The 15,318-nt window shown below is 71.2% G+C and carries 13 protein-coding genes; 9 read left to right on the top strand and 4 right to left on the bottom strand.

Annotated features, from left to right (window positions below):
• Positions 1-101: 101 nt before the first annotated feature.
• Entirely contained in the window at positions 102-1,793 is a 1,692-nt protein-coding gene (gene paaN / locus OG266_RS21920) for a phenylacetic acid degradation protein PaaN (protein WP_371547938.1), read from the bottom strand.
• A 213-nt stretch (positions 1,794-2,006) separates the two neighbouring features.
• Here paaN and OG266_RS21915 point away from each other — a divergent pair, with 213 nt between their 5' ends.
• Together OG266_RS21915 and OG266_RS21910 are read left to right on the top strand one after the other, a co-directional pair.
• Complete coding sequence (locus OG266_RS21915; protein WP_371547937.1) at positions 2,007-3,521, top strand: 3-hydroxyacyl-CoA dehydrogenase; 1,515 nt, start codon at positions 2,007-2,009, stop codon at positions 3,519-3,521.
• Positions 3,518-4,108 carry a TetR/AcrR family transcriptional regulator gene (locus tag OG266_RS21910; protein WP_266458242.1) on the top strand — a complete coding sequence of 197 codons (591 nt, stop codon included), beginning with the start codon at positions 3,518-3,520 and terminating at the stop codon, positions 4,106-4,108. The genes OG266_RS21915 and OG266_RS21910 overlap by 4 nt, the downstream gene beginning before the upstream one ends.
• Before the next feature lie 53 nt (positions 4,109-4,161).
• On the opposite strand, the gene OG266_RS21905 is transcribed toward OG266_RS21910, so the two are convergent.
• Complete coding sequence (locus tag OG266_RS21905) at positions 4,162-4,662, bottom strand: Lrp/AsnC family transcriptional regulator (RefSeq protein WP_371547935.1); 501 nt, start codon at positions 4,660-4,662, stop codon at positions 4,162-4,164.
• Positions 4,663-4,837: 175 nt separating this feature from the next.
• Between OG266_RS21905 and pdhA the strand changes: the two genes are divergently transcribed.
• From pdhA to OG266_RS21875, 6 genes are all read left to right on the top strand, one after another.
• Positions 4,838-5,983, top strand: coding sequence for a pyruvate dehydrogenase (acetyl-transferring) E1 component subunit alpha (gene pdhA, locus OG266_RS21900; protein WP_371547933.1), 1,146 nt, complete (start codon positions 4,838-4,840; stop codon positions 5,981-5,983).
• Positions 5,980-6,984: an alpha-ketoacid dehydrogenase subunit beta gene (locus tag OG266_RS21895; protein WP_371547931.1), complete on the top strand. Its 1,005-nt coding sequence runs from the start codon at positions 5,980-5,982 to the stop codon at positions 6,982-6,984. Before pdhA ends, OG266_RS21895 begins: the two co-directional genes overlap by 4 nt.
• Positions 6,984-8,540 (top strand): dihydrolipoamide acetyltransferase family protein, encoded by a 1,557-nt coding sequence (locus OG266_RS21890; protein WP_371547930.1) that lies wholly within the window; start codon positions 6,984-6,986, stop codon positions 8,538-8,540. The genes OG266_RS21895 and OG266_RS21890 overlap by 1 nt, the downstream gene beginning before the upstream one ends.
• 63 nt (positions 8,541-8,603) lie before the next feature.
• Entirely contained in the window at positions 8,604-9,626 is a 1,023-nt protein-coding gene (locus tag OG266_RS21885) for a DUF6457 domain-containing protein (RefSeq protein ID WP_371547928.1), read from the top strand.
• Positions 9,623-11,125 carry a molybdopterin molybdotransferase MoeA gene (locus OG266_RS21880; protein ID WP_371547926.1) on the top strand — a complete coding sequence of 501 codons (1,503 nt, stop codon included), beginning with the start codon at positions 9,623-9,625 and terminating at the stop codon, positions 11,123-11,125. The genes OG266_RS21885 and OG266_RS21880 overlap by 4 nt, the downstream gene beginning before the upstream one ends.
• Complete coding sequence (locus tag OG266_RS21875; RefSeq protein WP_371552897.1) at positions 11,122-12,219, top strand: TrkA family potassium uptake protein; 1,098 nt, start codon at positions 11,122-11,124, stop codon at positions 12,217-12,219. Before OG266_RS21880 ends, OG266_RS21875 begins: the two co-directional genes overlap by 4 nt.
• Positions 12,220-12,232: 13 nt before the next feature.
• Here the strand turns inward: OG266_RS21875 and OG266_RS21870 are convergent, their stop codons facing one another.
• Together OG266_RS21870 and OG266_RS21865 are read right to left on the bottom strand one after the other, a co-directional pair.
• The gene (locus OG266_RS21870) at positions 12,233-13,081 is read right to left on the bottom strand and encodes an ABC transporter permease (RefSeq protein ID WP_266458225.1); all 849 of its coding nucleotides are present in this window, start codon (positions 13,079-13,081) and stop codon (positions 12,233-12,235) included.
• On the bottom strand, positions 13,078-14,112 hold the full coding sequence (locus tag OG266_RS21865; RefSeq protein WP_371547924.1) for an ATP-binding cassette domain-containing protein: 1,035 nt from the start codon (positions 14,110-14,112) through the stop codon (positions 13,078-13,080). The genes OG266_RS21870 and OG266_RS21865 overlap by 4 nt, the downstream gene beginning before the upstream one ends.
• Before the next feature lie 196 nt (positions 14,113-14,308).
• On the opposite strand from OG266_RS21865, the gene OG266_RS21860 reads away from it, so the two are divergent.
• Positions 14,309-15,289, top strand: a complete 981-nt coding sequence (locus tag OG266_RS21860; protein WP_371547923.1) for an NAD(P)H-quinone oxidoreductase — start codon at positions 14,309-14,311, stop codon at positions 15,287-15,289.
• Positions 15,290-15,318: the final 29 nt, after the last annotated feature.

Genomic DNA, 15,318 nt, shown 5'->3' with positions numbered 1-15,318 from the left:
CGCCCGGCACGCCGAGAGCACGCACCTACTGCGACACGAGCTGCTGCCGCAGCGGGCGCGAGGCCGCCCTCCGGGCGACGACGGGAATTGTCAGACAGGCCCTACGCGTCCCGGCGTACCTCCACCACGCGGAAGCGGTTGGCGACGAACGCTCCGTCGCTCAGGGCCGCGTTGGCGGCCGGGTTGCCGCCCGAGCCGTGGAAGTCGGAGAACGCGGCCGTCTGGTTGACGTACACGCCGCCCGTGAGGTTCAGCGAGAGCTGGGCGCACTCCTCCAGGCAGGCCTCCTGCACGGCCTGCTCGAACTCCTCCGAGCTGGTGTACGCGCCGACCGTCATCGCGCCCTTGTCGCGGATCGTGCGGCGCAGCAGGTCCACCGCGTCGGCCGCCGAGTCGACGGCGACGGCGAAGGAGACGGGGCCGAAGCACTCGCTCATGTAGGCCGCCTCGTCGTCCGGCTTGGTGCCGTCGAGCTTCACGATCACCGGTGTACGGACGACCGCGTCCGGGAACTCCGGGTTGCTGATCTCCCGTGAGGGGAGCGCGACTTCGCCGAGGCCGGAGGCGGCTTCCAGGCGGGCCTTCACGTCGGGGTTCACGATGGCTCCGAGGAGCGCGTTGGCGCGGGCGTCGTCGCCCAGGAGCCCGCCGACCGACTTGGCGAGGTCGGCGACCACCTCGTCGAAGGACTTGGGGCCCTCCTCCGTGGTGATGCCGTCGCGCGGGATCAGCAGGTTCTGCGGGGTGGTGCACATCTGGCCGCTGTACAGGGACAGGGAGAAGGCCAGGTTGGACAGCATGCCCTTGTAGTTGTCGGTCGACTCCACGATCACCGTGTTGACGCCGGCCTTCTCCGTGTAGACCTGCGCCTGGCGGGCGTTGGCCTCCAGCCAGTCGCCGAACGCCGTCGAGCCGGTGTAGTCGATGATCCGGATCTCGGGCCGTACGGCGAGGGTCTTGGCGATGCCTTCGCCGGGGCGCTCGGCGGCCAGTGCCACCAGGTTCGGGTTGAAGCCCGTCTCGGCGAGCACCTCGCGAGCCACCTGGACGGTGAGCGCGAGCGGCAGCACCGCGCGCGGGTGGGGCTTCACGAGCACGGCGTTGCCGGTGGCGAGGGAGGCGAACAGGCCCGGATAGCCGTTCCACGTCGGGAAGGTGTTGCAGCCGATCAGGAGGGCGATGCCGCGCGGCACGGGCGTGAACCGCTTGGTCATGGTGAGCGGGTCCCGCTTGCCCTGGGGCTTGACCCACTCCGCGCTGTCCGGCGTGCGGACCTGCTCCACGTACGCGTACGCCACCGCCTCCAGGCCGCGGTCCTGCGCGTGCGGGCCGCCCGCCTGGAACGCCATCATGAAGGCCTGGCCGCTGGTGTGCATGACCGCGTGTGCGAACTCGTGGGTGCGGTCGCTGATCCGCTTGAGGATCTCCAGGCAGACCGCGGCACGCGCCTCCGCGCCCGCGTCGCGCCAGGCACGCTGCCCCGCGCGCATGGCGGGCAGCAGCACGTCGACGTCCGCGTGCGGGTAGGTGACACCCAACTCGATGCCGTACGGCGAGACCTCGCCGCCCACCCAGTCGTCGGTGCCGGGCTGGCCGAGGTCGATGCGGGTGCCGAGGAGGGCGTCGAAGGCGGCCTTGCCCTCCGCCATGCCCAGGCTGCCGTTCTCGCCGTACGCCTTGGGGTGTTCGGGGTGGGGGGACCAGTACGCGCGCGTGCGGATCGCTTCCAGCGCCTGGTCGAGGGTGGGCCGGTGCTGGGCGATCAGCTGGTGCGCGGTGAGTTCGGCGGCCATCAGGGACCAACTCCTCCTCGAAGCAGCTCTTCATCGAGCTGTGGATTGAGCTGTGAATCTGGGCAGGATTTTCAGAAGGTGCGGCTCGAAGCGTCTCTGGCAGGGTGGTGGTGGGCGACGGGCGGGCATTCAGAGTTAGATTAACCGAACGATCGGTCGGGGCAAGGGGGTCCGCCGTATCTGTGGAAAACCCTGTGCGGGAGGATCGCGAGCATGACAGCACTCGACCTCAGCAGCCCCGTGGCCGTCGTCGGCACCGGCACGATGGGGCAGGGCATCGCCCAGGTCGCGCTGCTCGCGGGCCACTCCGTGCGGCTCTACGACGCCGTCCCCGGGCGCGCCGGCGCGGCGGCCGAAGCGATCGGCGCGCGCCTCGACCGGCTCGTCGAGAAGGACCGGCTCACCGGCGCCGACCGGGACGCCGCACGCGATCGGCTGCGACCGGCCGGGAGGCTGGAAGACCTCGCGGACTGCGCGCTGGTCGTCGAGGCGGTGGCCGAACAACTCGAGGTGAAACAGCGGCTGTTCCGCGAGCTCGAGGACATCGTCGGGGACGACTGCCTGCTCGCCACCAACACCTCGTCCCTGTCCGTCACGGCCATCGGCGGCGCCCTGCGCAACCCGGGCCGCCTCGTCGGACTGCACTTCTTCAACCCGGCGCCGCTGCTGCCCCTCGTGGAGGTCGTCTCCGGGTACGCGAGCGACTTCTCGTCGGCCACGCACGCGTACGAGATCGCACGCGCCTGGGGGAAGACCCCCGTCGCCTGCGCCGACACCCCCGGTTTCATCGTCAACCGCATCGCGCGGCCCTTCTACGCCGAGGCCTTCGCGGTGTTCGAGTCGCAGGCCGCCGACCCGGCCACCATCGACGCGATCCTGCGCGAGTCCGGCGGCTTCCGGATGGGCGCCTTCGAGCTGACCGACCTGATCGGCCAGGACGTCAACGAGTCCGTCACGCACTCCGTGTGGCAGGCCTTCTTCCAGGACGTGCGCTTCACGCCCTCGCTCGCCCAGCGGCGGCTGGTCGAGTCCGGCCGGCACGGCCGCAAGACGGGACACGGCTGGTACGACTACGGGGAGGACGCCGAGCGCCCCGAGCCGCACACTGCCGAGAAGGCGCAGGCGCCCGCGTACGTCCTCGTGGAGGGTGATCTGGGCCCGGCCGCCGAGCTCCTCCCGCTGATCCGCGAGGCGGGCATCCAGGTCCGTGAGGACGAGGAGGACCACGGCACCCGCCTGGTCCTGCCCAGCGGCGGTCAGCTGGTCCTCGCCGACGGCCAGACTTCCGTCGAGTTCCGTGACGTCGTCTACTTCGACCTGGCGCTCGACTACCGGAAGGCGACCAGGATCGCCCTGTCGGCCTGCCAGGACACCGCTCCCTGGACGCTCGCGGAGGCCATCGGCCTCTTCCAGGCGCTGGGCAAGGACGTCAGCGTCATCGGGGACGCCCCGGGCATGATCGTCGCCCGGACCGTGGCCCGGATCGTCGACCTGGCGCACGACGCCGTCGCCAAGGGAGTGGCCACCGAGGAGGACATCGACACGGCGATGCGGCTCGGCGTCAACTACCCGCTGGGCCCCTTCGAGTGGAGCCGCAGGCTCGGCAGCGCCTGGGCGCACGACCTCCTGGAAGAGCTGCATCTGCGCGAACCCTCCGGCCGCTACGCGCCCTCACTGGCGCTGTACCGTCACGGAAACACGGTTGACAAGCGGGAGGGCACCTCATGACCACCGCCAAGCGCGACACGTACACCCCGGAGACCCTCCTCTCCGTCGCCGTCCAGGTCTTCATCGAGCGCGGCTACGACGGCACCTCCATGGAGCACCTCTCCAAGGCGGCGGGCATCTCCAAATCGTCGATATACCACCACGTCACCGGCAAGGAAGAGCTGCTGCGCAGGGCCGTCAGCCGGGCCCTCGACGGCCTCTTCGGGATCCTCGACGAGGAGCACGCGCGCGTGGGGCGTGCCGTGGAGCGCCTGGAGTACGTGGTGCGCCGCATGGTCGAGGTGCTCACCACCGAGCTGCCGTACGTGACGCTGCTGCTGCGCGTGCGCGGCAACACGGACACCGAGCGGTGGGCCCTGGAGCGGCGCCGCGACTTCGACCACCAGGTGGCCGAGCTGCTGAAGGCGGCGGCCGCGGACGGTGACGTACGCGGCGACGTGGAGGTCCGGCTCGCGACCCGGCTGGTGTTCGGAATGATCAACTCGATCGTGGAGTGGTACCGGCCCGACGGGCGGGGCATGGACGAGCGGGAAGTGGCCGACGCGGTGGCGCAGTTGGTCTTCGGGGGACTGCGCAAGGAGTCCTGACCTCCCGGGTCACCAAGGCGTCCCTCGGTTGAACGCCCCGGTCACCGGGGCGTTCAGGACTGCGGTTCCAGGTCCTCTTCCTCGAACACCAGCAGTGTGCGGGTGCTGAGCACCTCCGGGATGGCCTGGAGGCGGGTGAGCACCAGTTCGCGCAGGGCCTTGTTGTCCGGGGTGTGCACCAGCAGGAGCACGTCGAAATCGCCGCCCACCAGGGCGATGTGGGAGGCGCCGGGGAGCACTCTCAGCTGCTCGCGGACCGTGCGCCAGGAGTTCTGCACGATCTTCAGGGTGACGTACGCCGAGGTGCCCTGCCCGGCGCGTTCGTGATCCACGCGCGCCCCGAAGCCGCGGATCACGCCGTCCTCGATGAGGCGGTTGATACGCGCGTAGGCGTTGGCTCGTGACACATGGACACGTTCGGCCACGGAGCGTATCGAGGCACGGCCGTTCGCCTGGAGCATCTGGAGGATGTCCTGATCTATGGCGTCGAGGGGACGGGCGGGTGGAAGGGCGGGGCCGGCCTCCGGCGGCTCGGCCATTTGTTCAGGTGCCATGTCCCCCCGCCTCCCTACCATGGACGTACTGCGTCCATTTCAGGCTGTGCAGAACCGTTTGTCCACAGCTTGAAGGGGTCTGTAGCCAAAATGTGCCGACGACCGAACAATCGGTAGGTGAGGCGCATCACAACCGTGACGCGTCTGAAGCCGTCTCCCACGAGGAGGTGCCGTCATGACGGTCATGGAGCAGCGAGGCGCTTACCGGCCAACGCCGCCGCCGGCCTGGCAGCCCCGCACCGACCCCGCGCCGCTGCTGCCCGACGCGCTGCCGTACCGCGTGCTCGGCACCGAGGCGGCCGCGCAGGCCGACCCGGGGCTGCTGCGCCGTCTGTACGCGGAGCTGGTGCGCGGCCGCCGTTACAACACGCAGGCCACCGCCCTCACCAAGCAGGGCCGCCTCGCCGTGTACCCCTCCAGCACGGGCCAGGAGGCCTGCGAGGTCGCCGCTGCGCTCGTGCTGGAGGACCGCGACTGGCTCTTCCCCAGCTACCGCGACACGCTCGCCGCCGTCGCCCGCGGCCTCGACCCGGTCCAGGCGCTCACCCTCCTGCGCGGCGACTGGCACACCGGCTACGACCCCCGCGAGTACCGGATCGCGCCCCTGTGCACCCCCCTCGCGACCCAGCTCCCGCACGCCGTGGGCCTCGCGCACGCCGCCCGGCTCAAGGGCGACGACGTGGTCGCCCTCGCGATGGTCGGCGACGGCGGCACCAGCGAGGGCGACTTCCACGAGGCGCTGAACTTCGCCGCCGTATGGCAGGCCCCGGTCGTCTTTCTCGTCCAGAACAACGGCTTCGCGATCTCCGTACCGCTCGCCAAGCAGACCGCCGCCCCGTCGCTGGCCCACAAGGCCGTCGGCTACGGGATGCCGGGCCGCCTGGTGGACGGCAACGACGCTGCGGCCGTGCACGAGGTGCTGAGCGAAGCCGTCCGCCGTGCGCGCGCGGGGGGCGGTCCGACGCTCGTCGAGGCGGTGACGTACCGCATCGACGCCCACACCAACGCCGACGACGCGACCCGCTACCGAGTCGATTCCGAGGTGGAGACCTGGCGCGCGCACGACCCGATCGCGCTCCTGGAGCACGAGTTGACCGAGCGCGGGCTGCTCGACGAGGACGCGATGCGGTCCGCCCGCGAGGATGCCGAGACGATGGCCGCGGATCTGCGTGAGCGCATGAACCAGGACCCGGTGCTCGACCCCATGGATCTGTTCGCCCATGTGTATGCCGAGCCCACACCGCAACTGCGTGAGCAGGAGGCGCAACTGCGCGCGGAGCTGGCGGCCGAGGCGCACGGGCCGGAAGGAGCCGGGCGATGACGACCGTTGCCCTCAAACCGGCGACCATGGCGCAGGCCCTCGGGCGGGCGCTGCGCGACGCCATGGCCGCCGACCCGGCCGTCCACGTCATGGGCGAGGACGTCGGCGCCCTCGGCGGTGTCTTCCGGGTCACCGACGGGCTCGTCAAGGAGTTCGGCGAGGACCGCGTCACGGACACGCCGCTGGCCGAGGCGGGCATCCTCGGGACAGCCGTCGGCATGGCCATGTACGGGCTGCGGCCGGTCGTGGAGATGCAGTTCGACGCGTTCGCCTACCCGGGGTTCGAGCAGCTGATCAGCCATGTCGCGAAGATGCGCAACCGCACCCGGGGCGCCATGCCGCTGCCGATCACGATCCGTGTCCCGTACGGCGGCGGCATCGGCGGCGTCGAGCACCACAGCGACTCCTCCGAGGCGTACTACATGGCGACTCCGGGGCTCCATGTCGTCACGCCCGCGACGGTCGCCGACGCCTACGGTCTGCTGCGCGCCGCCATCGCCTCCGACGACCCGGTCGTCTTCCTGGAGCCCAAGCGGCTGTACTGGTCGAAGGATTCCTGGAACCCGGACGAGCCGCCGGCCGTTCAACCGATAGGCCGCGCGATGGTGCGGCGCTCCGGCCGGAGCGCCACACTCATCACGTACGGGCCGTCCGTGCCCGTCTGCCTCGAAGCCGCCGAGGCGGCGCGGGCCGAGGGCTGGGACCTCGAAGTCGTCGACCTGCGCTCCCTGGTGCCGTTCGACGACGAGACGGTCTCGGCTTCGGTACGGCGGACCGGACGCGCTGTTGTCGTACACGAGTCGGGTGGGTACGGCGGGCCGGGCGGGGAGATCGCCGCACGCATCACCGAGCGCTGCTTCCATCACCTGGAGGCACCGGTGCTGCGCGTGGCCGGCTTCGACATCCCGTATCCGCCGCCGATGCTGGAGCGGCACCACCTGCCTGGCGTCGACCGGATCCTGGACGCCGTGGGGCGTCTGCAATGGGAGGCGGAGAGCTGATGGCGCAGGTCCTGGAGTTCAGGCTTCCCGACCTCGGGGAGGGGCTCACCGAGGCGACGATCGTCCGCTGGCTGGTGGAGGTCGGAGACGTCGTCGCAGTCGACCAGACCGTCGTCGAGGTCGAGACGGCCAAGGCGATGGTCGACGTGCCCTGCCCGTACGGGGGTGTGGTCACCGCCCGCTTCGGCGAGGAGGGCACGGAACTGCCCGTGGGGGAGCCGCTCCTGACAGTCGCGGTGGGCGCGGCCGACTCAGGCGAGGGCGACGAGGGATCCGGGAACGTGCTGGTGGGGTACGGCACGGCGGCGCCTCCGGCGCGGCGCGGGAGGGTGCGGCCGTCGAGTGTGACGGGCGCGCCGGCATCGCGGGCCCCCGGGACTCCGACTGGTACGCGGACAGGCGTATCGGCGGATGCCGCAAGCGTGGTGGCCGCCGTGAACGGAGGGCGTGAGCTCGGACGGGCCGGGGGCGGTCCTGCCGCGCGGTCCGGCGACGGGGACCACCCGGTCACCGATGGCCGGTACGGCCCGGGCAGGATTGCCGACGACCGCCCGGCCGACGGCGATGGTGGTGGCGTGGCGGTGATCGGGGATGGTCCCGTGCCGGTCATCTCCCCGCTCGTACGGCGGCTCGCGCGTGAGAACGGCGTGGATCTGCGGGAGTTGGAGGGTTCCGGACCCGACGGGCTGATCCTGCGGGCGGATGTCGAGTACGCGCTGCGTGCGGCGGCGACCGGTCAGGTGCGGGCACCCGCTGCCGCGAAACCCCTCCGGGCTCCGGCCGTCGGCCACGGGGCCGTCGCGCCCATCGGCGCACCCTTGGCCCAGTCCCCCCATCAGCCTGCGACCGCGCTTGGCGCATCTCCGCACGGCACCCGTATTCCCCTGCGAGGCATCCGCGGCGCAGTCGCCGACAAGCTCTCCCGCAGCCGTCGGGAGATACCCGACGCGACCTGCTGGGTGGACGCCGACGCCACGGAACTCATGCAGGCGCGCGCGGCGATGAACTCCGCCGGCGGCCCGAAGATCTCCCTCCTCGCGCTGCTCGCCCGGATCTGCACCGCCGCGCTGGCCCGCCACCCGGAGCTGAACTCGACGGTCGACATGGAGGCCCGTGAGGTCGTCCAGCTAGACCAGGTGCACCTGGGTTTCGCGGCGCAGACCGAGCGTGGGCTCGTCGTCCCCGTCGTACGGGACGCGCACGCGCGCGGCGCGGAGTCGCTGAGCGCGGAGTTCGCGCGGCTGACCGAGGCCGCGCGGACCGGGACGCTGACGCCCAGGGAACTCACGGGCGGCACCTTCACGTTGAACAATTACGGCGTGTTCGGTGTCGACGGCTCCACGCCGATCATCAACCACCCCGAGGCGGCCATGCTGGGCGTCGGCCGGATCGTCCCCAAGCCCTGGGTGCACCAGGGCGAGCTGGCGGTGCGACAGGTCGTGCAGCTCTCGCTCACCTTCGACCACCGGGTGTGCGACGGCGGCACGGCGGGTGGCTTCCTGCGCTATGTCGCGGACTGTGTGGAACAGCCGGCGGTGCTGCTGCGGACCCTGTGAACACCGCGTCCACATGCTGTCCAGGGGGATGGCAATGATCCTTCGGGCGCTCATACTCGGGGGATGAACGCGTACGAGGCCCCGGGCGACCCCGGCGCAGGTCTTCCGTACGACGCCGTCGTGCTCGCGGGCGGCGCCGCGTGGAGGCTCGGTGGCGCCGACAAGCCCGGTGTGCGCGTGGGCGGCCGGGCGCTCCTCGACCGGGTGCTGACCGCCTGCGCGGGCGCCGCCACCACGGTGGTCGTGGCCGAGCGGCGGGCGACCGCGAGGCCCGTGCTCTGGGCCCGTGAGGACCCGCCGGGCGGAGGGCCGCTGGCCGCCCTGGACGCCGGGCTGCGGCACACCACCGCGGAGTACGTCGTCGTGCTCTCCGCCGACCTGCCGTTCCTGGACGACGGAACGGTACGGCGGCTGCTGGAAACCCTGCGTGCGAACACCGGCGCGGGGAGCCCGGCAGATACCGAAGGGGAGTTGAGTGGCCCCGACGGCGTCCTGCTCGTCGACTCCGGCGGCAAGGACCAGCCGCTCGTGGCCGCGTACCGAGTGCGGGCACTGCGGCGGGAGCTGGACTCGCTTGCCGCCGCATCCAACAGCGGCTCCGCCGCGGGCGGCGGTCTGACCGGGCTGCCGCTCCGGCGGCTCACCGCCGCGCTCGACCTCATCCGAATCTCCGACCCTGTCGCGTCCTTCGACTGCGACACCTGGGACGACATCGCCGTCGCCCGGGCACGTATCAGGGAGCATGGGCACGTGTTGGATGAATGGATTACCGCAGTCAAGGACGAACTGGGCATCGACCTGGACGTCGACATCACCATCCTCCTCGACCTGGCCCGCGACGCCGCACACGGTGTGGCCCGGCCCGCCGCGCCGCTGACCACGTTCCTCGTGGGGTACGCGGCCGGGCGGGCCCAGGGCGGCCCAGAGGCGGTAGCCGAGGCAGCCCGCAAGGCCGCTGCGCTCGCGCTCCGCTGGGCCGACGAGGACGCCGCCGACGCCAAGCCGGACGCCGCCAAGCCGGACGCTGGCCCCGCGGGAGGATCCGCGCCCGGCGCAGGCTCCGACGCCCGGCCGGACGCCGGATGACCGCCGCGCGCGGCATCCGGGACAGCCAGGACGCCGACGACTTCGACGTGGAGGAGGCGCTGGCGCTGGTCAAGGGAGACAGCGCCCGCGCCTCGGGCGAGCCGGGCTCCGGGGCCGGCGCCGGAGCCCGGGGAGGGTCCGGTACGCCCTCCACCTCCGTCCCCACCCCCCAGGGCGAGCCCCACGCGCACGCCACCGACAGCGGCAACGGCGACCGTGGTGCGGGCAGCCACGGTGGCAGCGGCCACGGCGTCGGCCACAAGGCCACCCCCTGGCCCCAGGCCCGCACCATCGCCGAGCGAGCCGCGCGTTCCGTCCCCCGCCCCACCCCCGTCTCCGTGACCCTGGACGCCTCCCTCGGCCTGGTCATCGCCGCCCCGCTCACCGCGCTCACGGACCTCCCCTCCTTCGACACCTCGGCGATGGACGGCTGGGCGGTCGCCGGGCCCGGCCCCTGGGACGTACGCGAGGAAGGGGTGCTCGCCGGGCAGGCGCAGCCGGAGGCGCTCACCGACGGCGAGGCGGTACGGATCGCCACCGGGGCGCGCGTCCCGCAGGACGCCACCGCCGTACTGCGCAGTGAGCACGGGCGTATCGACGACAAGGGGCGGCTGCACGCGGCCCTCCCCCAGGCTTCCGGCCCCGCTCGCTCAGGGGGGACGGCCGGCGTCGTGCACGGGCAGGACATCCGCCCGCGCGGCCAGGAGTGCCGCAGCGGCGACCAGTTGCTGCCGGTCGGCGCGCTGGTCACGCCCGCTGTGCTGGGCCTCGCCGCGGCCGCCGGGTACGACACACTCGCCGTCGTCCCCCGGCCGCGTGTCGAAGTCCTCGTGCTCGGCGACGAGTTGCTCACCGAGGGACTGCCCCAGGAAGGGCTGATCCGGGACGCGCTCGGCCCGATGCTGCCGCCCTGGCTGCGTGCGCTCGGCGCCGAGGTCGTCGCGGTGCGCAGGCTCGGTGACGACGCCAAAGCCCTGCACCGGACCATCACCAGCTCCGAAGCCGACCTGATCATCACCACCGGCGGCACCGCGGCCGGCCCCGTCGACCACGTCCACCCCACCCTGCGGCGCATCGGCGCCGAACTCCTCGTCGACGGCGTCAAGGTGCGCCCGGGTCACCCCATGCTGCTGGCTCGCACCAAGGAGAACCAGCACCTCGTCGGCCTGCCGGGCAACCCCCTGGCGGCCGTCTCCGGCCTGCTCACGCTCGCCGAGCCCCTGCTGCGCATCCTTGCCGGACGTGCGGCGCCTGAGCCGTACACGCTGCCCCTCAAGGACGCCGTGCACGGGCACCCGTACGACACCCGGCTCGTCCCCGTCGTGCTGCGCGGCGACCGGGCCGTGCCGCTGCACTACAACGGTCCCGCAATGCTGCGTGGCATCGCGGCGGCCGATGCCCTCGCGGTCGTACCGCCCGGCGGTGCTCGCGCGGGTGAGGAGCTGGAACTCCTGGACCTGCCCTGGGTGATGTCAGGAATCGGGGCGTGTTTCACGTGAAACAACCGGGCCATGACGCGATTGCCCGCCAAGCGGACGAACATCTCATGACGCATCGGGTGAAACTCCCGAAAAGCTTCGTGGAGCGCCCGATCCGTCAGGTCGGCAAGCGGGTCGCGATGGCCCTGTTCACGCTCGCCGCCACGGCGTTCATCGTCTGGATCGACCGCGACGGCTACAACGACAGCTCGGACGGTTCCGTCGACTTCCTCGACGCGTTCTACTACGCGACCGTCACCCTCTCCACCACCGGATACGGCGACATCACCCCGGTCAGCGACGCCGCCCGGCTCACCAACATCTTCGTCATCACGCCGCTGCGGGTGCTGTTCCTGATCATCCTGGTCGGCACCACGCTCGAAGTCCTCACGGAACGCACCCGTGAGGAATGGCGGCAGAACCGCTGGAGGGCGGCCTTGCGAGATCACACCGTCGTTGTCGGTTTCGGTACCAAGGGGCGGTCGGCCATCGAGACCGTCTGTGCGACCGGGCTGAAGAAGGAGCAGGTCGTGGTCGTCGACCCCAACTCCAAGGTGGTCGACGCGGCAACGGCCGACGGATACGCGGGAGTCATCGGGGACGCGACGCGCAGCGAAGTGCTGGTGCGGGCCGAGGTGCGCAAGGCACGGCAGATCATCATCGCCACACAGCGGGACGACACGGCGGTACTGGTCACGCTGACCGCGCGGCAGCTCAACAGCGGAGCGAAGATCGTCGCCGCCGTGCGGGAGGAGGAGAACGCGCCGTTGCTGCGCCAGTCAGGCGCCGATGCCGTCATCACCAGCGCCAGCGCGGCCGGGCGGCTGCTCGGGCTCTCCGTGCTCAGCCCCGCCGCGGGCATGGTCATGGAGGACCTCATCCAGCAGGGCAGCGGGCTCGACATCGCGGAGCGGCCGGTCATAAAGGCCGAGGTCGGCAAGGGCGTACGGGAGACGGAGGACCTGGTGGTGAGTGTCGTACGCGGGCATCGGGTGCTCGGATACGACGATCAGGCCATCGGGACGCTGCAGTTGACGGACCGGCTCATCACGATCGTGCGAGTGACGCCGGGCAACCAGGTGGCACCCGACATCAACCGCCTTCGTATGGACTAGCAGTCATAAGTGCTCACTTGCGGTTGTACAACCGCATCGTGATCGGGCCGAAGACCAGGACGAGCAGTCCTGCCCAGCCCAGTGACCAGGCGACCTCCGCGGCCGGCCAGTCGCCTGCCATCAGGCCGCGCACCGCCGAGGACAGGTGGGTGATCGGGCTGTTGTTGACGAAGGCCTGGAGCCAGCCCGGCATGGTCTTCGGGTCGACGAAGACGTTGGAGAGGAAGGTCAGCGGGAAGATCACCATCATGCTGACGCCCATCACCGACTTCTCGGTGCGCAGCAGCAGGCCGAACATGGTCCAGATCCACGAGAACGCGAACGAGAAGACCAGCAGCAGCGCGATGCCGGCGACCACGCCGAGAACCCCGCCGTCCGGGCGGTAGCCCAGGATCACGCCGACGGTGAGCATCACCACCGAGGCCATCGTGTAGCGCAGGGCGTCGCCGAGGAGATAGCCGACCATCACCGACGGCCGCCAGATCGGCAGCGTACGGAAGCGGTCGAAGACGCCCTTCTCGATGTCCGTGTTGACCGAGACACCCGTGTACATCGTGATCATCACGACGGACATCACCAGGATGCCCGGCAGCAGGAACTGGATGTACTCCGTGGGCGATCCGGCCAGCGCACCGCCGAAGAGGTACGTGTACATCAGCACCATCATGATCGGGAAAGCGGTGACGTCGAAGAGCTGCTCCGGCACGTGCTTGATCTTGAGCATCGCCCGCCAGCCGAAGGTCAGCGACGCCGACAGGGCACTGGGCCGCGGCGGCCGGTCCTTGCTGATGAGGAGCGCGGCCAGCGTCTCGGCGCTGACAGGCGCGAGATCCTGGCTCTCGGTGGTCGTCGCGGTGCTCATACCGCGGCCTCCTTGTCCATCGTGCCGTCGGCCGAAGGAGCCTCGGGTTCGGTCACGTGTCCGGTGAGGGCGAGGAAGACCTCGTCCAGGCTGGGCTGCCCCAGCGAGAAGTTGTCGACGACGATGCCGGTGCGGGCCAGCTCGGCGAGCGCTCGCGCGGCCCGCTCCGCCGCTCCCCGGCCGTTGCTCGCACCCGCGCCGACCCGGGCCGTCAGCGCCACCGGATCGGGCTCGAGCTGCACCTCGGCGTCGAGAGCGATGCGCAGCACCTCCTCCGCCTGCGGGCGCTGCGCCGGATCGCGCAGCCGCAGATGTACGGAACCGGCGCCGACGGACGCCTTCAGCTCGCCCTTCGTGCCCTCGGCGATCACCTTGCCCTTGTCGATCACCGCGATCCTGGAGGCCAGTTGGTCGGCCTCGTCCAGATACTGCGTGGTGAGCAGCACGGTGGTGCCCTGGGCGACGACCGCGCGCACGATGTCCCACACCTGGTTGCGGCTGCGCGGGTCGAGGCCGGTGGTCGGCTCGTCGAGGAAGAGCAGGTCGGGGGTGTTGAGGATGGACGCGGCGATGTCGATACGGCGCCGCATGCCGCCCGAGTAGTGCTTGACCTGCTTGGCCGCCGCCTCGGTCAGCCCGAAGGCCTCCAGAAGCTGCTCCGAGCGGATCGCCGCGGCGCGCTTGTGGTGCCCGAGGAGGCGGCCGAGCAGCACCAGGTTCTCGGTGCCGGTCAGGTCCTCGTCCACGGACGCGTACTGGCCGGTGAGGCTGACCCTGCTGCGTACCCGGTCGGCCTCCCGTACGACGTCGTGGCCGAAGACGTGCGCCTGGCCGCCGTCGGGGCGCAGCAGGGTGGCCAGCATCTTCACGGTGGTCGTCTTGCCGGCGCCGTTCGGCCCGAGGACGCCGTAGACCGTGCCGGTGGGTACGGCGAGGTCGACGCCGTCCACGGCTCGGGTGTCGCCGAATGTCTTCACCAGACCGGCGGTCTCGATCGCCAGGCCGGACGACGGTGCGCTCTGTGCGCTCATGTCTCGGTGTCCTTCCGCGTACGGGGTTACGCAAGGAAGACCGCCGCCGTGACGCGAACTCATCGCCTCCCGAGGGACCAATTCGCGCAGCTGTCCGTCTCCACGCCCTCTGAGCCTTTACGGTTCCTTTGCCTCCACCGTGCCTCTCCCGGAGGACCCGCGCATCCCAATTACCGCGAGGAGTAGCGTCCCCCTCATGTACGCGATCACGATTCCTGAACCTGGTGGGCCCGAGGCGCTGGTGTGGGACGAGGTCCCGGACCCGGTGCCCGGAGAGGGCGAAGTGCTGGTCGAAGTGGTGGCCAGCGCCGTCAACCGCGCCGACCTGCTGCAACGGCAGGGCTTCTACAACCCGCCGCCCGGCGCGTCCCCGTACCCCGGTCTCGAGTGCGCGGGACGCATCGTCGGGATCGGCCCCGGAGTCTCCGGGTGGACGGTCGGCGACGAGGTGTGCGCGCTGCTCGCGGGCGGCGGATACGCCGAGAAGGTCGCCGTTCCGGCCGGTCAGCTGCTGCCCGTGCCCGCGGGCCTGGACCTCAGGCGCGCGGCCGCGCTGCCCGAGGTGACCTGCACCGTCTGGTCGAACGTCTTCATGGTGTCGCACCTGCGCCCCGGCGAGACCCTGCTCGTGCACGGCGGCTCCAGCGGCATCGGCACGATGGCGATCCAGTTGGCGAAGGCCGTCGGCGCGAGGGTCGCGGTCACGGCCGGTACCAAGGAGAAGCTCGACTTCTGCGCCGAGCTGGGCGCGGACATCCTCATCAACTACCGCGAGCAGGACTTCGTCGAGGAGATCGAGCGGGCCACGGACGGCGCGGGCGCCGACGTCATCCTCGACAACATGGGCGCCAAGTACCTGGACCGGAACGTCCGCGCACTCGCCGTCAACGGACGGCTCGCGATCATCGGCATGCAGGGCGGCGTCAAGGGCGAGCTGAACATCGCCACCCTCCTCGGCAAGCGCGCCGCCGTCACCGCGACCTCGCTGCGCATCCGCCCGGTCGAGGAGAAGGCGGCGATCGTCGCGGCCGTACGCGAGCATGTCTGGCCGCTGATCGCCTCCGGCCACGTACGCCCGATCGTCGACCGCGAGCTGCCGATGAACGACGCGGCGGAGGGCCACCGGGTGCTGGAGGGGAGCGGGCACATCGGAAAGGTGCTGCTTGTCGCTCCCTAGGGAGCGCGTTGCCCGAGCCGTTTCAGCCG

It is taken from the genome of Streptomyces sp. NBC_00554, assembly GCF_041431135.1.
GTDB lineage: Bacteria > Actinomycetota > Actinomycetes > Streptomycetales > Streptomycetaceae > Streptomyces.
This window is presented reverse-complemented; position numbering and strand designations above follow the sequence as displayed.